The sequence below is a fragment of the Pengzhenrongella sp. genome (genome assembly GCF_036565025.1).
GTDB lineage: Bacteria > Actinomycetota > Actinomycetes > Actinomycetales > Cellulomonadaceae > Pengzhenrongella.
The window spans coordinates 1-21537 of the sequence record NZ_DATCNW010000363.1; the positions used below are offsets into that span (position 1 = coordinate 1).

At 71.8% G+C, this 21537-nt stretch carries 21 protein-coding genes; 8 read left to right on the forward strand and 13 right to left on the reverse strand.

Features of this window, described 5'->3' with window-relative positions; translation table 11 throughout:
• Together VIM26_RS20550 and uxaC are read right to left on the reverse strand one after the other, a co-directional pair.
• On the reverse strand, positions 1 to 653 hold a 653-nt coding region (locus tag VIM26_RS20550), incomplete at its 3' end, for an MFS transporter (protein ID WP_331954715.1).
• Positions 654 to 707: 54 nt separating this feature from the next.
• Positions 708 to 2129, reverse strand: coding sequence for a glucuronate isomerase (uxaC, locus tag VIM26_RS20555; RefSeq protein ID WP_331954717.1), 1422 nt, complete (start codon positions 2127 to 2129; stop codon positions 708 to 710).
• Positions 2130 to 2385: 256 nt separating this feature from the next.
• On the opposite strand from uxaC, the gene VIM26_RS20560 reads away from it, so the two are divergent.
• The 4 genes from VIM26_RS20560 (at position 2386) to VIM26_RS20575 (ending at position 7840) form a co-directional block, all read left to right on the forward strand.
• Positions 2386 to 3369: a LacI family DNA-binding transcriptional regulator gene (locus VIM26_RS20560; RefSeq protein WP_331954719.1), complete on the forward strand. Its 984-nt coding sequence runs from the start codon at positions 2386 to 2388 to the stop codon at positions 3367 to 3369.
• Positions 3370 to 3427: 58 nt separating this feature from the next.
• Positions 3428 to 4885, forward strand: a complete 1458-nt coding sequence (locus VIM26_RS20565) for a mannitol dehydrogenase family protein (RefSeq protein WP_331954721.1) — start codon at positions 3428 to 3430, stop codon at positions 4883 to 4885.
• Positions 4886 to 5086: 201 nt separating this feature from the next.
• Positions 5087 to 5998 (forward strand): AEC family transporter, encoded by a 912-nt coding sequence (locus VIM26_RS20570; RefSeq protein ID WP_331954723.1) that lies wholly within the window; start codon positions 5087 to 5089, stop codon positions 5996 to 5998.
• A 216-nt stretch (positions 5999 to 6214) separates the two neighbouring features.
• Positions 6215 to 7840 (forward strand): methyl-accepting chemotaxis protein, encoded by a 1626-nt coding sequence (locus VIM26_RS20575; RefSeq protein ID WP_331954725.1) that lies wholly within the window; start codon positions 6215 to 6217, stop codon positions 7838 to 7840.
• Between the two features lie 165 nt (positions 7841 to 8005).
• On the opposite strand, the gene VIM26_RS20580 is transcribed toward VIM26_RS20575, so the two are convergent.
• A complete protein-coding gene (locus VIM26_RS20580) occupies positions 8006 to 9055 on the reverse strand; it encodes an aldo/keto reductase (RefSeq protein ID WP_331954727.1) in 1050 nt (349 codons plus the stop codon).
• A 91-nt stretch (positions 9056 to 9146) separates the two neighbouring features.
• Here VIM26_RS20580 and VIM26_RS20585 point away from each other — a divergent pair, with 91 nt between their 5' ends.
• Complete coding sequence (locus VIM26_RS20585; RefSeq protein WP_331954729.1) at positions 9147 to 9611, forward strand: tRNA (cytidine(34)-2'-O)-methyltransferase; 465 nt, start codon at positions 9147 to 9149, stop codon at positions 9609 to 9611.
• Between the two features lie 410 nt (positions 9612 to 10021).
• Here VIM26_RS20585 and VIM26_RS20590 read toward each other — a convergent pair whose 3' ends face one another.
• The 9 genes from VIM26_RS20590 to VIM26_RS20630 all read right to left on the reverse strand — a co-directional run bounded on the left by VIM26_RS20590 (position 10022) and on the right by VIM26_RS20630 (position 18272).
• On the reverse strand, positions 10022 to 12604 hold the full coding sequence (locus VIM26_RS20590; protein WP_331954731.1) for an ATP-dependent Clp protease ATP-binding subunit: 2583 nt from the start codon (positions 12602 to 12604) through the stop codon (positions 10022 to 10024).
• Positions 12605 to 12822: 218 nt separating this feature from the next.
• The gene (locus VIM26_RS20595; RefSeq protein ID WP_331954733.1) at positions 12823 to 13404 is read right to left on the reverse strand and encodes an O-acetyl-ADP-ribose deacetylase; all 582 of its coding nucleotides are present in this window, start codon (positions 13402 to 13404) and stop codon (positions 12823 to 12825) included.
• 3 nt (positions 13405 to 13407) lie between these two features.
• A complete protein-coding gene (gene dtd / locus VIM26_RS20600; RefSeq protein WP_331954735.1) occupies positions 13408 to 13833 on the reverse strand; it encodes a D-aminoacyl-tRNA deacylase in 426 nt (141 codons plus the stop codon).
• A 415-nt stretch (positions 13834 to 14248) separates the two neighbouring features.
• Positions 14249 to 14632: a DUF2516 family protein gene (locus VIM26_RS20605; RefSeq protein ID WP_331954737.1), complete on the reverse strand. Its 384-nt coding sequence runs from the start codon at positions 14630 to 14632 to the stop codon at positions 14249 to 14251.
• A gap of 66 nt (positions 14633 to 14698) precedes the next feature.
• Complete coding sequence (locus tag VIM26_RS20610; protein WP_331954739.1) at positions 14699 to 15118, reverse strand: type II toxin-antitoxin system VapC family toxin; 420 nt, start codon at positions 15116 to 15118, stop codon at positions 14699 to 14701.
• Positions 15119 to 15120: 2 nt separating this feature from the next.
• Complete coding sequence (locus VIM26_RS20615) at positions 15121 to 15381, reverse strand: type II toxin-antitoxin system prevent-host-death family antitoxin (RefSeq protein ID WP_331954741.1); 261 nt, start codon at positions 15379 to 15381, stop codon at positions 15121 to 15123.
• 44 nt (positions 15382 to 15425) lie between these two features.
• Entirely contained in the window at positions 15426 to 16559 is a 1134-nt protein-coding gene (locus tag VIM26_RS20620; protein WP_331954743.1) for an FUSC family protein, read from the reverse strand.
• The gene (locus VIM26_RS20625; protein ID WP_331954745.1) at positions 16556 to 17668 is read right to left on the reverse strand and encodes a YgfZ/GcvT domain-containing protein; all 1113 of its coding nucleotides are present in this window, start codon (positions 17666 to 17668) and stop codon (positions 16556 to 16558) included. Before VIM26_RS20625 ends, VIM26_RS20620 begins: the two co-directional genes overlap by 4 nt.
• 1 nt (position 17669) lies before the next feature.
• The gene (locus tag VIM26_RS20630; protein ID WP_331954747.1) at positions 17670 to 18272 is read right to left on the reverse strand and encodes an FABP family protein; all 603 of its coding nucleotides are present in this window, start codon (positions 18270 to 18272) and stop codon (positions 17670 to 17672) included.
• 158 nt (positions 18273 to 18430) lie between these two features.
• On the opposite strand from VIM26_RS20630, the gene VIM26_RS20635 reads away from it, so the two are divergent.
• Positions 18431 to 18802: a DsrE family protein gene (locus tag VIM26_RS20635; RefSeq protein WP_331954749.1), complete on the forward strand. Its 372-nt coding sequence runs from the start codon at positions 18431 to 18433 to the stop codon at positions 18800 to 18802.
• Here the strand turns inward: VIM26_RS20635 and VIM26_RS20640 are convergent.
• Positions 18799 to 19533 (reverse strand): hypothetical protein, encoded by a 735-nt coding sequence (locus VIM26_RS20640; RefSeq protein ID WP_331954751.1) that lies wholly within the window; start codon positions 19531 to 19533, stop codon positions 18799 to 18801. The two genes, VIM26_RS20635 and VIM26_RS20640, sit on opposite strands and share 4 nt — an antisense overlap.
• A 181-nt stretch (positions 19534 to 19714) precedes the next feature.
• On the opposite strand from VIM26_RS20640, the gene VIM26_RS20645 reads away from it, so the two are divergent.
• The gene (locus VIM26_RS20645; RefSeq protein WP_331954753.1) at positions 19715 to 20458 is read left to right on the forward strand and encodes a response regulator transcription factor; all 744 of its coding nucleotides are present in this window, start codon (positions 19715 to 19717) and stop codon (positions 20456 to 20458) included.
• Between the two features lie 110 nt (positions 20459 to 20568).
• On the forward strand, positions 20569 to 21528 hold the full coding sequence (locus VIM26_RS20650) for an alpha/beta hydrolase (protein WP_331954755.1): 960 nt from the start codon (positions 20569 to 20571) through the stop codon (positions 21526 to 21528).
• Positions 21529 to 21537: the final 9 nt, after the last annotated feature.

The window sequence follows — 21537 nt, forward strand, 5'->3', positions numbered from 1 at the left end:
ACCGACTCGCGGGTGCCCCGGAAAGTTGCGAAGAAGCACATCACCCCGACGAGGGCCATCGCACCGGCGGCGACGCCGTAGCCGACCCGCGGGTTGCCGAAGGCGAGCACGATCGGCATGAACGCCACGCCGGTGATCAGCAGCGCGGTGGTCGAACCAGCCTGGCGGAAGGACGCGAGCCGCGCCCGGTCCCCGGCGTCCTGCGTCATGACCGACCCGAGCGAGCCGTACGGGATGTTGGTGAAGGAGTACAGCACGCCCCACGCCATGTAGGAGCCGTAGGCGTAGATGAGATTGACGTGGTCGGTCCCACCGGGGCTCACGAACGTGAAGACCGTCAGGACCGCCAGGGCGATGCTCGAGTACATCATCACGGGCTTGAAGCGGCCGTGCCGGCCGATCTTGGTGCGCCCGTCGATGACCGCGCCCGCGATCGGGTCGACGACGGCGTCGAACAGTTTGGTGAGCAGGAATACCAGCCCGGCGACGTAGGCCGGCAGCCCGGCGACGTCGGTGTAGAACTTCAGCAGGAAGGCCTGCCCGAGGTCGAACATGAAGCCATTGCCGAGATCGCCCATGCCATAGGAGATCTTCTCTTTCAGGGTGAGCCTGGGGACTACTCGGGTAGCAATTGCCACCGCTTCGACTGCCATTGTCGTGCTCCTTCGCGCGAACGATTGAATCGTGAGTGAGGAAAAGCGCGCCGGTCAGGACCGGCGCTCGTACGCAAGCTTGGGGAGGTTGTACGCGAGGTCGATCGCGGTCTCGGTGGCCTCGTCGGTGCTGAGCCGGTGCTCCAGGACCAGGCGCGCGAGGTATCCCGCGTCGACGCGGCGGAACAGGTCGTGCCGGGCCGGGATGGAGGCGAAGGCGCGCGTGTCGTCCACGAAGCCGGAGGTGTTGTAGAACCCGGCCGTCTCCGTGGACGCCTCGCGGAACCGCCGCATGCCCTCGGGCGAGTCAAGGAACCACCACGGCGCGCCGAGCCGCACGGACGGGTAGGCACCGGCGATCGGCGCGAGCTCGCGGCTGTATACGGTCTCGTCGACCGTGAAGAGGATGACGCGGAAGCGCGGGTCGGTTCCGTAGGCCTGCAGCAGCGGCCGCAGCGCGCGGGTGAACTCGGTGGCGACGGGGATGTCGAAACCCTTGTCCTGGCCGTGCGCGGCGAAGACGCCGTCGTTGTGGTCGCGCAGCACGCCGGGATGGATCTGCATGACCAGGCCGTCCTCGCACGCCATGCCTGCCATCACGAACAGCATGTGCGCCGCGAACCTTGCGACCTCGGCCGCCGTGACCGGGCCCGCGAGCGCGGTGGCGTAGATCGTGGCGGCCTCGGCGGTGCGCATCGGCGTCGTGTCGGCGCTGAGGTGCCCGTGGTCGGTCGCGAGCCCGCCCGCCGCGACGAACGCCTGGCGGCGCTCGCGCAGGGCGGCGACGAAGCCGGCGTAGGTGTCGGTCGCGATGCCGGTCACGTCCGCGAGCAGGTCGATGTCCGCGCGCCAGGTCGGCCGGTCGAGGTAGACGACGGCGTCCGGGCGGAAGGTCGGGATGATCCGCTTGTCCAGCCCCTGGGTGGCGAGGTCGGCGTGCTGCCGCAGGTCGCTCGTGGCCGGGTCGGTCGTGGAGATGAGCTCGATCGAGAACCGGTCGAGCAGCTGCTGGGGTCGGAAGTCCGGCTCGGCGAGGCGGCCGGCGATCTGGTCGTAGATCGCGTCGGCGCTCTGCTCGCTCGGCACGACGTCGACGCCGAAGACGTCGACCAGCTCGTGCTCCATCCAATAGCGCGACGGCGTCCCGCGGTACAGCTTCCAGTTCGCGCAGAACAGCCGCCAGATGGCCCGCGAGTCGGTCTCGACCGGCCCGCCGTCGACGCGCGGCACCCCGAGCGCCTCGGGCCTGATGCCCTGGGAGACGAGCATCCGGGTCACGTAGTGGTCGGGCACGACCAGCAGCTGGGCGGGGTCGGCGAACGGCGCGTTGGCGGCCAGCGCGTCGGCCTCGAGGTGACCGTGCATGCAGATGAGCGGCAGGGACGCGGTCTGCGAAAGGATCTCGCGGGCGATCGTGCGCTGGCGATCGCCCGCCGGGAGCGCGCGATCCGGGTGCAGCTTCAACGATGCAGCCATGGGACTTCCTTCATCCGACCGACCGGGTGGAGTTACCCTGCCGCGTGCAAACGGTTGCACACCCGGCCGGGTCTTGTCTAGCGGAACCGTGTTCCACATCACGACGGAGCGGAACCGTGTCGACGCGAAGCGCACGCAACGAGCGTCAGTGCGGGTCAAAAGTCCCCCGGACTTGCCGGTGGCGGTCCTTGACGTTCCGTGCAAACGGTTGCACGATAGGGGCGCGAGCTCGACGTCGAACAGCAAGGGGAATCCCGTGACCGCGACCATCCGCGACGTGGCCAACGCCGCGGGCGTGTCGGCCTCCACGGTCTCCCGAGCCTTCGGGCGGCCGGAGAAGGTGGACGACGACACCCGCCGGCGCATCCTCGCCGCGGCCCGCGCACTGGACTACCAGCCCAACCGCGCCGCGCAGTCCCTGATCACCGGGCGCACCGGGAACATCGGGATCGTCGTCCCGGACCTGGGGAACCCGTTCTTCCCGAGCGTCGTCAAGGGCGCGCAGACCCGCGCGCACGAGCTCGGCTACCCCGTCCTGCTGGCCGACACCGACGAGGACGCCGCCGCCGAGCCGCCGCTCGTGCGGAGCCTCGCCCGGCAGGTGGACGGCCTGATCCTGTGCGCGCCGCGGATGAGCGACCGCGAGCTGCGCGAGGCCCAGGACCAGTGCCCGATCGTGCTGGTCAACCGCCGCGTCCCGGGCATCCCCGCGGTCACGATCGACAACGCCGGCGGCATGGGCCAGGCCGCGAACCACCTGCGCGCGCTCGGGCACAAGCGGGTCGGGTACGTCGCCGGACCGGCGTCGAGCTACTCCAACCTCGAACGTTCCGCAGCCGTCGAGCAGCACCTGGTGGCCGCGGGGATGACCTGCGCCCTGATCGGCGCGTACGACCCGTCCTTCGACGGCGGCGCCGGCGCGGCCGACGCCGTCCTGCTCGCGGACGTCAGTGCGGTGATCGTGTACAACGACGTGATGGCGATCGGGCTGGTCAGCCGGCTCACCGCCTACGGGGTGTCGATCCCCGCCGAGCTCAGCATCGTGGGTTTCGACGACATCCCGATCGCGTCGATGATCACCCCGCCCCTGACCACCGTGCGGATCGAGCGCGAGCAGGCGGGACGAGTGGCCATCGAGCACCTGCACGCGCTGCTGACGGCGCGCCGCGGGGAGATCGACCCGCCACCCGAGCTCGGCACCGAGCTCGTGGTCCGCGGCAGCACGGCGCGAGCTCGGTGAACGAACCTCGAAGTCGCAGGGACGAGGTTCTCGTCCCGTGAAGAATCGGAGCAGTGCCATGAGTCGTCTGTCCTTCGCCACCTTGCCGAGCGCGAACGCGAGCGAGGACATCCTGCTGCCGCCGCCCGGCGCGGCCGACCAGGGGATCGGGATCCTGCATCTGGGCATCGGCGCGTTCCACCGCGCCCACCAGGCGGTGATCACGCAGGACGCCACCCGGATCACCGGGGACGACCGGTGGGGAATCTGCGGGGTGACCCAGCGCTCGTCGTCGGTCCGGGACCAGCTCGTCACGCAGGACGGCCTGTACGGCGTCCTCGAGCGCTCCCCCGAGCGCACCCGGCTGCGGCTCGTCGGCGCGGTGCGCGACGTGATCTACCCCGCCGAGCAGCAGGCCGCCCTCGACGCGCGGTTCGACGACCCCGCCGTCGCAGTCCTCACGCTCACCATCACCGAGAAGGGCTACACCCGGGACGGGCACGGCGCGCTCGACGTCGCCGACCCGCTCGTCGCGCACGACCTCGCCGGTGGGGCGCCGAAGTCCGCCGTCGGCCGGCTGGTGCGCGGGCTGCAGACCCGCTCGCGCGGCACGGGCGCCCCGCTCACCGTCCTGTCGTGCGACAACCTCAACGGCAACGGTGAGGTGCTCGCGCGCCTGGTCGCCGACTTCTGCGCCGCCCTGCCGACCGCCGAGGGCGACCCGCTGGCCCAGTGGCTCGAGGCGAACGTGACGTTCCCGTGCAGCATGGTCGACCGCATCGTCCCCGCGACGACCGCGGCCGACCGCAGCTTCGCGCAGTCCATGCTCGGCCTGACCGACGAGGGCCTCGTCGTCGCCGAGCCGTTCCGCCAGTGGGTGATCGAGAACGACTTCGCCGCGGACCGTCCCGCGTGGGAGCTGGCCGGGGCCCAGCTGACGACCGACGTCGCGCCGTACGAGCTCATGAAGCTGCGCGTGCTGAACGGGTCGCACTCGACCCTCGCCTACCTGGGCGCGCTGGCCGGCTACGCCACGATCGCGGAGACCGTCGCGGACGAGTCGCTGCTCGCGGTGGCCCGCGGCCTGATCACCGAGGACGTCATCCCGACCCTGCGCGCGCCGGACGGGACCGACCTCGCGGCCTACGGCGCCGAGGTGCTGAACCGGTACGCCAACCCGGCCCTCGCGCACCGCACCATCCAGATCGCGATGGACGGCTCGCAGAAGCTGCCGCTGCGCCTGCTCGGCACGGTCCGCGACAACCTCGCCGCCGGTCGCAAGCCGCAGTGGGCGGCCCGCGGCGTCGCGGCCTGGATGGCGTACGTCGCCTCCCCCGCCGCGCGCACCGGTCTGGCGCTGCCGATCGACGACCCGATGGCGGCCCGCCTCACCACGGACGCCCGCGGCCAGAGCGACCCCGCCCGCATCGTCGACGCCCTGCTGGCCCACCCGGAGATCTTCGGCGACGACCTCCCCCAGGACGACTGGTTCCGCACCGAGCTCATCTCGAACGTCCGCGACCTCCTCATTCGCTAACCCCTCCGACGTGTCAGCCCCAACGCGGTCCCTGGTCCGCGCAGCGGCTGACAACTCGGGGGCCGTTCGACCTGTCAGCCGCAGCGCGCGGTATGGGTCGCGCTCGGGCTGACACGTCGCGGGTGGACGCGGCAGAGGAGCGGGGCGGGGGTCTGGGAGGATCAGGGCTCCATCGAGGCGGGGGTGCACAGCATGGGCGCGGTGGTCACGGCACTGGGCACGATGGCCGCGATCGTCGCGATCGGCTGGTTGCTCAGCCGGCGCAACACGCTCGGGCCCGACGCGCGGACCGTCCTCGCGCGCGCCTGCTTCGCGGTGGCGACCCCGTGCATGCTCCTCGTCACGATCTCGCACGCCGACCTGCACCTGCTGATCTCGCGCTCGGCACTGGTCACCGCCCTGAGCACGACGACGGTTGCGGTCATCGCGGCCGTCATGCTGGCCTTCGTCTGGCGTCGCCCGGCGCCCGACGTCGTCGTCGGCACCCTCGCGTCGTCGTACGTGAACGCGGGGAACCTGGGCCTGCCGCTCGCGGTCTACCTGCTCGGCGACGCCGTCGCGGTCGTACCGCCGCTGCTCTTCCAGCTGCTCGTGCTCGCTCCGATCGCGTTCACGGTGCTGGACACGCACCTCACCACCGGACGGACGGGGCTGCTCGGGATCCTGGGGCGCACCGCCCGCAACCCGATCATCGTCGCGTCGCTCACCGGGCTGCTCCTCGCCGGGCTGCCGTGGCACCTGCCCGAGGTCGTGTTCGGACCGTTCGCGCTGATCGGGGCCGCGGCCGCACCGCTCGCCCTGCTGACCTTCGGGATGTCGATCGCCGTGCCGCGGTCCCGCGGCGAGGTGACCCGGCCACGCGAGCTGGTGCTCGTCGGGGTGCTGCGGTCGGTCGTGAGCCCGTCGATGGCCCTGCTGCTCGGGCACGCCCTCGGCCTCGGCCGCCACGAGCTGCTCGCCGTCGTCGCGATGTCGGCCCTGCCCACCGCGCAGAACGTGCTCGTCTACGCGACCCAGTACGGCCGCGGCCAGGCGCTGGCCCGCGACGCAGGCATGCTCACGACAGCACTCGCGGTCCCCGCCCTGCTGCTCATCGCCGCCACCCTCAGCTGATCCCGGGCGGGTGCCGCCGCGGCCCGCCGTATCGGATGGCAACACCCGCAAGAGACGATTCCGGGACTAAGGTCCCTAGGTCTGCGCAGCTTTCAATGCCTCGCCCGTCCCATGATTCGTGATCTGGATCTCATTCACCGAGTGTGGCTGCAAATGTCTGCGGCGCGACCGATAGGGCCGGGGAGGAAGTCAGGCCACCGCATCCAGGAGCGCGTCGTGAGTCAGAACAAGCCATCAACTTCGCCCAGCCGGATGAACCCGCTCGCCCGCATGTCGGTTCGCGGCAAGATCCTCGGGCTGGTGACCGTGTTCGCGATGTTCGCGACGGGGCTCGGCGTCCTGGCGACAGCGGAGATGCAAAACATCAAGGCGGACGCGATGCAGATCGCCGACACCCAGGGGTCGGTGAGCACCTCCCTCGCCGCCCTCACGGGCGCGCTGTGGAGCGTCCGGATGGACATCATGGTGATCGGTTCCGCCAGTGCCGCGGACAAGCAGAAGCAGTTCGACAAGCTGCAGGTCGCCTACACCACGATGGACTCGGCCACCACGGACTTCGCCGCGACGTACAAGTCGGCCTACGGCAAGCTCCCGGGGACGTGGCAGCAGTTCACCACCTCGTGGGGCGAGTACCGCAGCAAGGCCGACGGCGTCCTGGTCCCGGCGGGGATGTCCAACAACCCTGCGGCTTTCGAGAAGGAGCGCGGCACGGTCGCCGCCATCGGCGTGCAGATGCTCGAGGGCCTGACCCAGGTCGGGGCCGAGGTCAGCGCCTCCATGGCAGCCGTCGCCCACGGCGCGGAGCAAAGCGCAGCGAGCGCCATCCGGACGACGCTCGCGGTCCTGGTGGCCGGTGTCCTGCTGGCGGTGTTCCTCGGGCTGGCCATCGCGAGTGCGATCCGCCGCTCGGTGTTCGAGGTCAAGCGGGCCGTGGACGCGATGGCGAGCGGTGACCTGACGGTGCGTCCTGAGGTCCGGTCCACCGACGAGATCGGGCAGATGGCGCATGCCCTGGTCACCGCCCAGGACGCCCTGCGAGACGTGATCTCCGGGGTGGTGGAGACGTCGCAGATGGTGGCCGCGGCGGCTGAGCAGCTCTCGGCAGCGAACACGCAGGTCGCGGCCGGGTCGGAGGAGACCAGCGCCCAGGCCGGAGTGGTGGCCGCAGCGGCGGAGCAGGTCAGCCGGAACGTGCAGACGGTCTCCGCCGGTGCGGAGGAGATGGGCGCCTCGATCCGCGAGATCGCCCAGAACACCAACGACGCCGTGAAGGTGGCGTCCAAGGCGACCGGCGTCGCGGCGACGACGACCGGGATCATGACCGCCCTCGGCGCGTCGTCGGCCGAGATCGGCGCCGTCGTCAAGGCCATCACCTCCATCGCCGAGCAGACGAACCTGCTGGCGCTGAACGCGACGATCGAGGCCGCGCGGGCCGGCGAGGCAGGCAAGGGCTTCGCCGTCGTCGCGGGGGAGGTCAAGGAGCTCGCGCGGGATACCGCGAAGGCCACGGAGATCATCACGCGCCAGGTCGAGACGATCCAGGTCGACACGAGTGGTGCGGTCGCCGCGATCGGGGAGATCAGCGCCATCATCGCGCTGATCAACGACTACCAGCTCACGATCGCCAGCGCGGTCGAGGAACAGACGGCCACGACCAACGAGATGTCCCGGTCCGTGACCGAGGCGGCGACCGGCTCGGTCGAGATCGCGGTGAACATCGCCGGCGTTGCGACCTCCGCCGCAAGCTCGAGCGGCGTGCTCGCCGAGATGGGCGCGTCGGTCGGCGAGCTCGCCCGGATGTCCGCCGACCTGAGCGCGAAGGTCTCAGCCTTCACCTACTGAGCGACCGCGCGTCCGCCCAGAACCCCCGTGAAACCCCGCAGAACCCCACCGAACCCCACCGAACTCTCGCAACGTCCGAGCGTTGACGTCCTATAGGACGTCAACGCTCGGACGTTGCGGGGGTTCTGCAGGCTTTTGGGGTCTTGGTTGGGGTTGGGGTTGGGGTCAGCGGCCGGTGCCGTCGACCGCGAACGGCTCGATGGCGGCCAGCTCGTCGCCGGTCAGCGGGCCGGCGGCGAGCGCGGCGACGTTGTCCTCGAGCTGGGCGACGCTGCTCGCGCCGATCAGCGCGGAGGTCACCCGCGAGTCGCGCAGCACCCACGACAGCGCGAGCTGCGCGAGGCTCTGCCCGCGCCCGGCAGCGATCTCGTTCAGGGCGCGCGCCCGCTCGAGGTAGGTCTCGCTGAGGCTCTCGGACTTCAGGAAGTGCCCGACGGCGGCCCGCGACCCCGCCGGCACCTCGCCGCTGAGGTACCGCCCGGTGAGCAGCCCCTGCGACAGCGGCGAGAACACGATCATGCCGATCCCGAGGTCCCCGACGACGTCGAGCTGGTTCTCGCCGGCGATCTCGCCGGAGCCCACGACCGGCGTCGGCTGCTCGATGTGCCGGTTGAACATCGAGTACGACGGCTGGTGGATCGTCAGCGGCGTGCCCAGCTCGCCGAGGATCCGCGCGGCCTCGCGGGTCTGTGCCGGGGAGTAGTTCGAGACGCCGGCGTACAGCGCCTTGCCCTGCTGGACCGCGGTGTGCAGCGCGCCCATGGTCTCCTCGAGCGGCACCGTCGGGTCGTAGCGGTGGGAGTAGAAGATGTCGACGTAGTCCAGGCCCAGGCGGGTGAGCGACTGGTCGAGGGACGCGCGCAGGTACTTGCGCGAACCGCCGTCGCCGTACGGGCCGGGCCACATGTCGTAGCCGGCCTTGGAGCTGATGATGAGCTCGTCGCGGAACGGGCGCAGGTCGGCGGCGATGTGCCGGCCGAAGTTCTCCTCCGCGGACCCGTACGGCGGGCCGTAGTTGTTCGCCAGGTCGAAGTGCGTGATGCCGAGGTCGAACGCGCGGCGGATCACGGCGCGCTGGGTCTCCAGCGGCTTCGTGTCCCCGAAGTTGTGCCACAGCCCGAGCGAGAGCGGCGGCAGGGTCAGCCCGCTGCGGCCCACGCGCCGGTAGTCCGTGCTCGCGTAGCGGTCCTCGGCGGGCTGGTACTGGGTCGACATCGTTGTGGTCCTCTCGGGGCGGGAGTGGGGGGACGCTCCGGGGAGACAGGCTACGGCGCGGAGCACCCCGCGCGGATGGGAGCATCATCAGGTGGTCCGCATCGTGTTCTTCGAGCCCCGTATCCCACAGAACTCCGGCAACGCGATCCGGCTGTCCGCCGTGACGGGTGCCGAGCTGCATCTCATCGAGCCGCTCGGCTTCGACCTGTCGGAGCCCAAGCTCCGCCGGGCCGGGCTGGACTATCACGACCTGGCGAACGTGACGGTGCACCCGAACCTGCCCGCGGCGTGGGCGGCGATGCCCGACGAGCGGGTGTTCGCCTTCACCACCCGCGCGACGCGGCGGTTCACGGACGTCGAGTACCGCCCCGGCGACCTGCTGCTGTTCGGCCCCGAGCCCACCGGCCTGCCCGACGACGTGCTGGCCGACCCCCGCATCACCGACCAGGTCCGCATCCCGATGCTCCCCGGACGGCGCTCGCTCAACCTCGCGAACTCCGCCGCCCTCGCCGTGTACGAGGCGTGGCGCCAGGAGGGCTTCGCCGGCGCGAGCTGAGCCTGCGCCAGCCGCTCGACGACCGGGAGGAGAGCAGGTCGTGAAGACCCGCCCACGGGTTCGAGTCGCCACATTGCGTCGCACGGTCCTCGGGGGCTCTTGGGCCCTGCTCGCCGGAGACTTCGACCACTTCGCGCGAGACCTCAATCTCGCGAAGAACCCAAACCCGTCAACGTCGAGCTCGTTTCGAGCATCGAGATAGGAGTTGTTGTCGCATTTCGGGCCTCGAGACGACAACGACTCCTATCTCGCGACGACCCTCGGGCCCGGTTGCGTGTGGATGGGCGCGGGACGGGCGGGGGGGGAGAGAGAGAGAGGGCGGGCCGTCAGTCAGCCGCCGCCGTCGGGCACGCGACGACGGGGGGCCCGGATCCTTGGCGGATCCGGGCCCCCGCGCGAGTCGGTCCGAGCTAGCCGGCCGACGGCATCGTCTGCGTGTCGGTCGGTGCCGACGCGGGCGGCGCCGGCGGGAGGTCGATCCCCGAGTTCGGGGTGCCGACGACGCCGACCGGAACGGGCTCCGGAGACGGCTCCCACTCACCCTTGGGGATCCCGCGGAACGTGAACTCGCCCAGCAGACCCTCCCCGACGGCGTCCACGACGATCAGCTGACCGGCCTTGATCTCGCCGAACAGGATCTTCTCGGAGAGCTGGTCCTCGATCTCACGCTGGATCGCGCGACGCAGCGGACGCGCACCGAGCACCGGGTCGTAACCCTTGTCGGCGAGCAACTGCTTGGCCGCCGGCGTGATCTTGATGGCCATGTCCTTGTCCTGCAGCCGCACGTCGAGCTTGGCGACCATCAGGTCGACGATCGCGAGGATCTCGGACTGCGAGAGCTGCGGGAACACCACGACGTCGTCCACCCGGTTGAGGAACTCCGGACGGAAGTGCTGCTTGAGCTCGTCGAGCACCTTGTTCTTCATGCGCTCGTACGACGTCGACAGGTCGCCGCCGGCCTGGAAGCCGGTCTGCAGGCCCTTGGCGATGTCCCGCGTGCCGAGGTTCGTGGTCATGATGATGACGGTGTTCTTGAAGTCGACGACGCGGCCCTGGGAGTCGGTCAGGTGACCGTCCTCCAGGATCTGCAGCAGCGAGTTGAAGATGTCCGCGTGCGCCTTCTCGACCTCGTCGAACAGCACGACCGAGAACGGCTTGCGACGCACCTTCTCGGTGAGCTGGCCGCCCTCGTCGTACCCGACGTAGCCGGGGGGCGAGCCGAACAGCCGCGAGACCGTGTGCTTCTCGGAGAACTCGCTCATGTCGAGCTGGATGAGCGCGTTCTCGTCGTCGAACAGGAACTCCGCGAGCGCCTTGGCGAGCTCGGTCTTCCCGACGCCGGTGGGCCCGGCGAAGATGAACGAGCCACCGGGACGCTTCGGGTCCTTCAGGCCGGCCCGGGTGCGCCGGATCGCCTGCGACAGCGACTTGATCGCCGCCTCCTGGCCGACGACCCGCTTGTGCAGGGCGTCCTCCATGTGCAGGAGCCGAACGCTCTCCTCCTCGGTCAGCTTGAACACCGGGATGCCGGTGGCGAGCGCGAGCACCTCGGCGATCAGGTCCTCGTCCACCTCCGCGACCGAGTCGAGATCGCCCGACTTCCAGGCCTTCTCCTTCTCGATGCGGCGCAGGCCGAGCTGCTTCTCCTTGTCGCGCAGCCGCGCGGCCTTCTCGAAGTCCTGCTCGTCGATCGCGGACTCCTTGTCACGGCGCGCCGTGGCGATCTGCTCGTCGAGCTCGCGCAGCTCCGGCGGAGCCGTCATGCGACGGATGCGCAGCCGCGCGCCCGCCTCGTCGACCAGGTCGATCGCCTTGTCCGGCAGGAACCGGTCGTTGACGTACCGGTCCGCGAGCGTCGCGGCGGCCACCAGGGCGCCGTCCGTGATCGACACCCGGTGGTGCGCCTCGTAGCGGTCCCGCAGGCCCTTGAGGATCTCGATCGCGTGCTTGAGCGTGGGCTCGGCGACCTGGATCGGCTGGAACCGGCGCTCGAGGGCGGCGTCCTTCTCGACGTACTTACGGTACTCGTCGAGCGTGGTGGCACCGATGGTCTGGAGCTCGCCGCGCGCGAGCATCGGCTTGAGGATCGACGCAGCGTCGATGGCGCCTTCGGCTGCTCCGGCCCCGACGAGGGTGTGGATCTCGTCGATGAACAGGATGATGTCGCCGCGCGTGCGGATCTCCTTGAGCACCTTCTTCAGGCGCTCCTCGAAGTCACCGCGGTACCGGCTGCCGGCCACGAGCGCGCCGAGGTCGAGCGTGTAGAGCTGCTTGTCCTTGAGCGTCTCGGGCACGTCGCCGCGCACGATGCCCTGGGCGAGGCCCTCGACGATGGCGGTCTTGCCGACGCCGGGCTCCCCGATCAGGACCGGGTTGTTCTTGGTGCGGCGGGACAGCACCTGCATGACCCGCTCGATCTCCTTCTCGCGCCCGATGACGGGGTCGAGCTTGCCGTCGCGCGCCGCCTGGGTCAGGTTGCGACCGAACTGGTCGAGCACGGCCGAGCCGGAGGGCTGGCCCTCGGCGGGGCCGCCGGCGGCGACCGGCTCCTTGCCCTGGTAGCCGCTGAGCAGCTGGATGACCTGCTGACGGACGCGGTTCAGGTCGGCGCCGAGCTTGTTCAGCACCTGCGCGGCGACGCCTTCGCCCTCGCGGATCAGGCCGAGCAGGATGTGCTCGGTACCGATGTAGTTGTGGCCGAGCTGCAGCGCCTCGCGCAGGGACAGCTCGAGAACCTTCTTGGCGCGGGGCGTGAAGGGGATGTGGCCCGACGGAGCCTGCTGGCCCTCGCCGATGATCTCCTGGACCTGCGAACGCACGGCATCCAGGGAAATGCCGAGGGACTCGAGCGCCTTGGCAGCGACGCCCTCACCCTCATGGATGAGACCGAGCAGGATGTGCTCGGTACCGATGTAGTTGTGGTTGAGCATCCGCGCCTCTTCTTGGGCGAGGACGACCACCCGACGGGCTCGGTCCGTGAATCTCTCGAACATTGTGCACTCCTTCACGAGCGACGTGCGGACGGGTCTAGGGTCCGGCCGGGACGGCGTGTTTTCAGGCTAACCGGGCAGGGGCCCCGGAACAGCCCCTGTTCGCCGCAGGCGTGACGCGGACGGCCCCCTACCCACCCGTTCGGCGGCCGGGAACGGGGCCCGCGCACCTCGCGAACCGGACACGCGACCGGCGGATCACGCTCGTTCGACGTCGGTCGTCAGCTCCCGACGGGCTCAGCCGTCCCGGCGGGAGCGGCGAGTGCGGCCTCGAACGCTGCGAGCACGGCGTCGGCGAACAGCACGAACCGGACCAGTTGCACGTGCCGCCCGCGGGCCGGCGTCGGTGCGCCCACCGCCGCCTCGGCCCAGGCGCGGATCGCGCCGACCGCGATCCGGGCGACGTCGTGCACGTCCCACCCGTAGATCCCCGCGCTCACCGCCGGGAACGCGACCGATGCCGCGCCGACCTGCGCCGCGACGTCGAGCGAGCGGGTGAAGCACGAGGCGAGCAGCGCCGGGTCTCGCTGGCCGCGGTACGCGTTCGGCCCGACCGTGTGGATCACCCAGCGGGCCGGCAGCAGGCCGGCGCCGGTCGCGACGGCGTCCCCGACGGCGAGCCCGTCGGGCAGCACGGTGCGGCGCAGCTCGCGGCACTCGGCCAGCAGCGCGGGGCCGGCGGCGTCGTGGATCGCGCCGTCGACGCCGCCGCCGCCGAGCAGCGTGGAGTTCGCTGCGTTCACGATCGCGTCGAGGTGCTCGCGCGTGATGTCACCACGCACGGCCTCGATCCGGAGCACCACGCCTCAGGCCTCGAGAAGGATCGTCACGGGTCCATCATTGACGAGCTCGACCGCCATGTCGGCCCCGAACACACCGGTCGCGACCTCCAGTCCGCGTGCCTCGAGGGCCTGGACGACGGCTCCGACCAGCGGCTCGGCGACCGGACCCGGCGCGGCCTCGTTCCAGGTGGGCCGGCGCCCCTTGCGGGTGTTCGCGTAGAGGGTGAACTGGCTGACCACCAGGACGGGGGCGCCGACGTCGGCCGCTGCCCGCTCGTCGCGCAGGATCCGCAGCTCGGCGATCTTCCGCGCGATCAGCTCGACCTGCGCCGGGCCGTCGTCGTGCGTGACGCCGAGCAGCACCACCAGCCCCTGCCCCCGGATCTCCCCGACGACGACGCCGTCCACGGTCACCGAGGCCGACGTCACCCGCTGCACCACCGCCCTCACAGCCCCGCCCCCGACGCCGAGCAGAGCCGCACCCGCAGCTCCCCCACCCGCAGCTCCGTGAGCCGCGAGTTCGCCCTCTTGAGCCGAGTTCGTCGGTCTCGACCGGCGAACTCGCGTGGAAACGACGAACTCACCAGCGACCAACGTCGGGCGGCGGCTGACGGCCGGCGGCTCGCACGAGATATCCCTGTGCGGCCCAGCGTCGGCATACTGGCGCCGACGTCGGTAGACAGCTCGGCGCAGCGGGTCGACGCGTCAGTGCAGCGCTCTGTGCAGCCAAAGTGCACCCAGGGTGCGCGTTCGCTGCACAGAGGGCTGCACAGAGACCGGTCCGGGCCCGAACTCGCCGGCAGATCGAGGCGGGGCGTGCGGGATCGACGACGGTCCGGAGCCGGAACGGAACCGGAGCGGAAGGTCACCAGCCGCCGCGGGACGGCGGGTTGCCACCACGACCACCACGACCACCGCGGGGTCCGGAGTACGGGCGGATGGCGGGCCGCACGTCGACGAGGTAGACGATCGCCGCGACCGCGCTGCCGAGCGCGAGGAACGACAGCGCGCCGAGGCCGATCCCCAGGTAGGCCAGGAATCCGAACAACGGCGGGGGCGGCGGAATCGCGACGAAGGCGATCGCGGTCCCCGCGCCGGTCAGTGCGAGCCAGAAGTTCTTGGTGCGCTTGCCGCCGCTGACGAAGGCGCCGGCCGGCCGGGTGAGCAGGTCGATGAGCGCCCACACCGACAGCACGAACACGGCGAAGTAGAGGGCGAAGAAGACGAAGCTCTGCGCATAACCGATCACGAGCACCAGCGTACGAGACGCGGGACGCCGGTCAGCCCCGGTCCACCTCATGGCAGCAGATGGAATTCATGGCAGCACGTGCAATCCCTCAGCCCGCGCGGCCTCGCAGAACGGCGGGTCCCAGCCGAGCACGGCCAGGTCGGGGCTCGCGAGCAGCAGCGCGCTCGCGAGGTGGACGGCGTCGGTCGCGCGCAGCGGGTGGCGCTCGGCGAGGACGGCCGCCTGCTGGGTGAGCTCGTCGCCCAGCTCGACGGTCCACAGCCCGCGCCACAGCCGCCGCCAGCGCTCCCGCGCCCGCTCGTGGCCGGCCTCGTCGAGCTTGCCCATCCGCAGGCCCCCGGCGAGCACGGCTCGCACCTCGAGATCCGCCATCCGGGACGTCACCACGGTGTCCGCACCGTCCCAGAGCGCGGCGGCGAGCCCCGAACCGGTCGAGGGCATGCACAGCCGCACGAGCGCGCCGGGGTGGAAGTAGACGAGTGCCATGCTCAGCGCCGCAAGCGGCGAGCGAGCTCAGAGAGGGCCTGCGCGGGCCGGTTCCGGTCGTGCACCAGGGCCACCGGCCGTTCCGCCGCCGGGGCGGTGAGCAGCCCCTGGCGCTGCAGCCGGGTGAGCAGGTCGGTCGAGGCGATGGAAGAGAGCCGGGCGACGGGCACCCCGCGATCGGTGATCACCACGTCCGCACCTGAGCGAGCGGCATCGATCCATTGCTTGAGCTCGGCGCGCAGCGCGCTGACGGGGACCTCCATGAAACGAACGTACAGGAGCCCGCGCCGCGCGTGTACGCGATGCCCTAGAACTCCGGCAGCGCCGCGCGCGCCGCCTCGGGTAGGACCCCGGCGACCTCGGCGAGATCGACCACGAACGACCGCAGCAGCAGCACGAGGCTCTGCGCCTGCCAGTCCTGCGGCGCGATCTCGAAGGGGTCCATCCGCGCCGCTATCGCGAGCAGGTCGCTGCGCGCCCGGGCCAGGGACCGATCCGTCCCGAAGGAGACCGCGATCTCGACGGCGCCGTCGGCAAGGTCGTCGACGATCTCGGCCAGCGGCGTGAGCTCGCGCCCGGTCCCGAGCACCGCGATCGTGCGCCGGGCCAGCACCCGCGCGTTGCGCATGGCGTGGTCGGCCTTGGTGCCCGCGTCCTGCAGCGCGGTGAGCTCCTCGCGGAACCGAAGCCCCGCCGGCGAGACCCGGGCGAGGTCCCGCGCGCTCTTCGCGCTTGCCCGCCACTCCTCGAACGCGGGTTCGGCGGTCCGGCCGAGCACCAGGGACTCCTCGGCGCCGGCCGGGTCGTCGGACCCGATCCCGCCGGCGAGCGTCCGCAGCATCCCGGCGAGCTCGTGCATCGCGTTGCGCGCGTGCTCGCGCGGCCGACGGCGCGGGTCGGTCGACCCGAGCGTGGCCACCAGCAGCGCGACGCCGCCCCCGACCAGCGCATCCGTCCAGCGTCCGATCGGCCCGCCGCTGGCGAGCGCGGGCAGGCCGACGATGACGATCGCCTGAACCCCGGCCTGCGTCGTGAGCAGCACCCCGCGGTCGATGAACCTGGCGGCGAGCCCGGCGACCGCCAGCACCAGGGCGATCTGCCACCACCCCGAGCCGAGCAGGTGCACCAGCAGGTCCCCGAGCGCGACCCCGACGGCGACCCCGATCGCGAGCTCGGCGACCCGGCGCACCTGGCGGTCGGGGCTGAAACCGAGGGCGACCCACGCCGAGACGGGCGCGAAAAAGGGTGCCGGGTGACCCAGCCAGTAGTACCCGATCGCGTAGGCGACCCCGGCCGCCGCGCTCGCCTGGAGCATCGGGACCAACGACGTGCGTACCCGCGCGAGGCCCTGCCGGGCCCGCGCCCGGACGACGACCCGGGCCCGTCCCGCCGCAACCTGCCGCGGCCGCCCGGCGCGGCCGCGCGCCGCGTCCGCCGTCACAGGCTCGGGTGGTGTCCCAGCCCGCGGGTGACCGGGCCGCGGGCGGTGGGCCGGTCCGCCGAGACTCCCTCGCCCGGCACGATCGTCTCCTGCCCGGAGGCGATCGCACCGCCCTCGCAGTCGACCTCGAGGTCGACGCCCTCGGGCGTGCTGCGCTTGAGCACCGCGAGCGCGATCGGTCCCAGCTCGTGGTGCCGGGCGACCGACGTCACGGTTCCCACGACCCGCTCGCCGTTGCGGACCTCGGCCCCGCTCAGCGGCAGCAGGTGCCCCGAACCGTCGAGGTGCAGCATGGTCAGGCGACGCGGCGGGCGGCCCATGTTGTGCACCCGCGCGACCGTCTCCTGGCCGCGGTAGCAGCCCTTGTGCAGGTGCACCGCGGTGCGCAGCCAGTCCAGCTCGTGCGGGATGGAGCGGTTGTCGACCTCGAACGCGAGCCGTGGCCGCCAGGCCTCGACACGCGCAGCCTCGCTCGCCCAGGTCCCCGCGAGGCGCCAGCCGGCCGCCTCACGCTCCGCGACCGAGGCCTCGAGGCCGGCCCGTGGCACCAGGACGAGCCGCCACGGCCGGTCCTGGCCGGGGTGCGCGGCGTCGTCGGGCCCGTAACGCGTGCCACCGGCCAGCGTCCGCGGCCACGGGTCGTGCCAGGTCACGGGCTCGCCGGGGCCGCCCTCGGCGCCGACCGGCTCACCGAGCACGGCCCAGTCCTCGGTCGCGTCGGTGATCTCGACCCGCATCATGAACTTCATCCGGTCCAGCCAGGCCGCGAGCGTCGGGGCGTGCGAGCCCTCGGTGATCAGCCACGTCGCCTCGCCGTCGTCGACCACGCCGGCGGCGTGCTCGATGTGGCCCTGCGGGCTGAGCACGAGCAGCTCGGTCGAGGTGGCCGGCGCCAGGTCGAGCAGATTCTGGCTCGTGATCGAGTTCAGCCAGGTGAGGCGGTCCGGGCCGGCGACGCGCACGACGCCGTAGTGCGAGAGGTCCACGACGGCGCCGCCGGCCCGCAGCGCGCGCTGCTCGGCCGTCGGGTCGCCGTAGTGCCACGCCACGCCGGCGTCGGGACCCGATCCACGGACGGCTCCGCGCCGGCCGAGCAGGGGGCTCGCCATCTCAGGCACCGACCCGATTAAGGCGGGCCGAGGCGTACGTCTGCAGCGGATGGCCGAACGCGGCCAGGTCCTCGGCCCACATGAGTTCTCCCTTGACGAGTCCGTACAGGCGGGTCGCGGCGGTGACGTCCGCGGCGGCGGTCGAGGTGCTCGCGATCAGGTCGCTCGAGAGCTCGATGCGGCCGTTGCCGACCGCGCCCAGGTACAGCGCGAGGTGCCCGGCCGGGTCGGCGAGCAGCAGCTCGACCGGGTACTGGTCCTCGGGTACCTCCGGCGGCCGCACCGGCGCGATGCGCCAGAAGCCGGTCTCGGTCGACCACACGGGACCGGCGTCGCGGTCGGTGGGTTCGGAGACCGTCGCCACCGGGGCCTCGAGCAGCGGGTCGTCGAGCAGCTCCGCCGGGTCGTCGGGGATGACGATGAGGCGGATCGTCGACGTGTAGCGCAGGTACGGGCCGCCGTCGTGGTCGAAGCTGACGTCCTGGACGAACGTCTTCTCCTCGATCCCGGGGTAGCCGACGACACCCTCGCCGCGCCAGTCGCCGACCAGCCACGCGAGCGGGTACACCTCCGGCGCCAGACCGTCGGGAAGCGCGAACGCCATGCCGGTGCCCCTCAGCGCTGACCCTTGTAGAGCCGGAGCACGACCAGTCCGGCCATACCGCCGATTCCGAGGGTCGCGACGACGAGAAGTGCGATGAAGAAGACCTCGAGCCCTGTCATGTGGTCGATCCTATCGAGAGGTGGACCTACGCTGACGCGATGACCAGCCCAGCGCGATCCCTCGTGGTCAAGACGACGTCCGGCGCAGACCGCCCCGAGGCGTGCAACCAGGCGTTCACGGTAGCCGCGATCGCGGTCGCGGCGGGTGCCGAGGTCAGCCTGTGGCTGACCGGTGAGTCCGCGTGGCTCGCGCTGCCGGGGCGCGCCGCCGACGTCGTGCTGGCCCGCGCCGCCCCGCTGGACGACCTGCTCACGGCCGTGCTGGGCGCGGGCACCGTGACCGTGTGCACCCAGTGCGCGGCCCGCCGCGGCATCACGGCCGACGACGTCCTGCCGGGCGTGCGCATCGCGGGCGCGGCGGTGTTCGTCGAGGAGATCCTCGCCCCGGGGGTCCAGGCGCTCGTCTACTAACCGAGCAGCACGCGCCCGACGACGTAGACCAGGAAACCGGTGACGGTCACCGGCAGCACGACCGCGGCGATCGCCGCCCACCGCCCGCTCAGCGTGGGCAACCGGTCGAACAGCTCGAGCAGGGTGGCGACGAGGATGCCGACCGAGAGCCCGATCAGGCCACCCACCAGGTAGCCGATGTCCGGGACGAGCTGGCCGATCCCGGCGCCCGCGCCCACCGCGGCGCCGATGGTCAGCAGCGCGCCGCCCCAGCCGGCGACCGGCAGCGCCGACAGCGTGGCGCCCGCCGCGAGCGCGACAGCTCCGGTCACGACGAGGGACGCGCCGCCCGTCGTGCGTCCCGCCGCGACCCAGCCGGCGACGCTCGCCGCGACGAGCACGCCCGCCACAACCCCGGACACCGACTCCACGAGCCGCTCGCGCCCGTCGCGCCGCAGCAGCTCGTTGACGAAGGCCGCGACGATCGCCAGGGCGATGGCCAGCGGGACGCCGCGCAGGAACGGCTCGCCGGTCGTCAGCGCGATGGTCAGCACCGCGCCGATCCCGCCCAGCCCGATGACGATCGAAGCGCCGACGCGCTGGGGCAGGTCCGCGAGCGGGGGCCACCCGACGGCGAACGTGAGGCTGAGGATCCCCGCGAGAGCGATCAGCGGCACCTCCCCGAGGAAGGCGGCGACGGCGACGAGGGCGGCCACGGCGGCCGTGGCCACCGCGCGCGATGTGATGTCCATCAGATGTTCACAGCTCCGCTCGGGACATGGGTCACGGCGGTCGCGTAGTTATGGGAGGGGCCGAGCACGGGCACGAGTCTCTCAGAAACGCCGGGCCGCTGTGCCGATCGAGCCCGGCCGCAGTTCCGCGTCGTGCAGAGCGGTAAACTGGCACCCCTTGAGCCCCGAGGGGGATTCATCCGTGGCAGACCTCCTGCTCCTCACACCCACCGCGGGCGGCTCGGCCCAGGTGCTTCCGGCACTGGGTCTGTTGTCGCACCGCATCCGAGTACTGCCCGTCGAGCCGTCGGCGCTCGTCGACGCGCCGGACTCCGACATCGTGCTGCTCGATGCCCGACGCGACCTGGTCGCCGCCCGCACCACCTGCCGGTTGCTGCGCGCCACCGGCCTCGACGTCCCGCTCATCCTTGTGCTCACCGAGGGCGGGCTGACGGTCGTGAAGGCCGACTGGGGGGTGGACGACCTCCTGCTGGAGAACGCGTCCCCCGCCGAGGTCGAGTGCCGGTTCCGGCTCGCCATCGAACGCTCGGCCTCTGCGGGCTTCGAGAGCGGACCGCAGGAGATCTCCGCGGGCGAGCTGACGATCGATGCGGGCGGGTACAGCGCGCGGTTGCGCGGGCGACCCCTGGACCTGACGTACAAGGAGTTCGAGCTCATCAAGTACCTCGTGCAGCACCCGGGCCGGGTCTTCACCCGTGCCCAGCTGCTCCAGGAGGTCTGGGGCTACGACTACTACGGAGGCACGCGCACGGTCGATGTGCACGTGCGACGGCTCCGGGCGAAGCTCGGGCCCGAGCACGAACAGCTCATCGGCACGGTGCGCAACGTCGGCTACCGCTTCGACCCGCCGAAGGACCGCCGCGAGAGCGGGCTCGAACCGGTCCTGGGTGACGTCGCGGGTGTGATCGCGGCCGCCGAGGCGTGAGGCGATCGGCGCTGTCCGTGCTCGATCGCCGCGCCGATCGCCGGGCTCGCTCCGGCGCGCGCAGGACCTTCGGCGCGCGATCGGCCTGCCTGAACCGGTAAGTTCGCGCCGTGATTGTCGATTCGAGCGCCGTCCTGCTGCCAGGGCCCTGGCGACACCAGTTCGTGCCCGCGAACGCCGCGCGGTTCCACGTTGCGCTCGCCGGACCGGACGACCGTGACACCCCGCTGATCGTGCTGCTGCACGGGTTCCCGCAGTTCTGGTGGGCGTGGCGCCACCAGCTCGAGTCGCTCGCGGACGCCGGTTACCGAGTCGCCGCGATGGACCTTCGCGGCACCGGGGCGTCCGACAAGCCCCCGCACGGCTACGACGTGCCGACCCTCAGCCGGGACGTCGCGGGCCTGATCCGGTCCCTCGGTGCGGACCGGGCGGTCGTCGTCGGGCAGGGGCTCGGGGGCGCCGTCGCGTGGTCGATGCCGGCGCTCCATCCGGACGTGACCCGCGCCGTGGCCGCGATCTCCGCGCCGCACCCGCTGCACCTGAACGCCGGCCTGCGCCGGACCATGCGCCCCGCCGCCGCCCGCCGGCTCGCGTTCTTCCAGCTCCCGTACCTGCCCGAGCGCGCGATGACCCGGTCCGACCTGGTCGCCCGCGTGCTGCACGAATGGGGCGCACCCGGCTGGCTGGACGAGGAGACCCTCGCGACCTACCGCGCCGCCGCGCGCGTCCCGTTCGCGGCGCACAGCGCGATGGAGCAGATGCGCTGGATGGTCCGCTCGACGCCGCGCCTGGACGGCCGCCGATACCTCGCCGCGCTGCGCACCCCCGCAGGAGTCCCGACGCTCCAGCTGCACGGCGGCGCCGACCGGTGCCTGCCTGCCTCGCACGCCGCGCTGACGGGCGACGACGTGGCCGTCGCCGGGCCCGAGTACCGCTTCAAGGTGATCCCCCGCGCGGGACACTTCCTGCCCGAGGAGGCGCCGGACCGGGTCTCGGCGATTCTCACGTCCTGGCTCGCGGAGATCGCCCCGGCCCGTGGGACGCCGTCGGGCAAGGTCCTCAAACCCTGACGGCCTCAA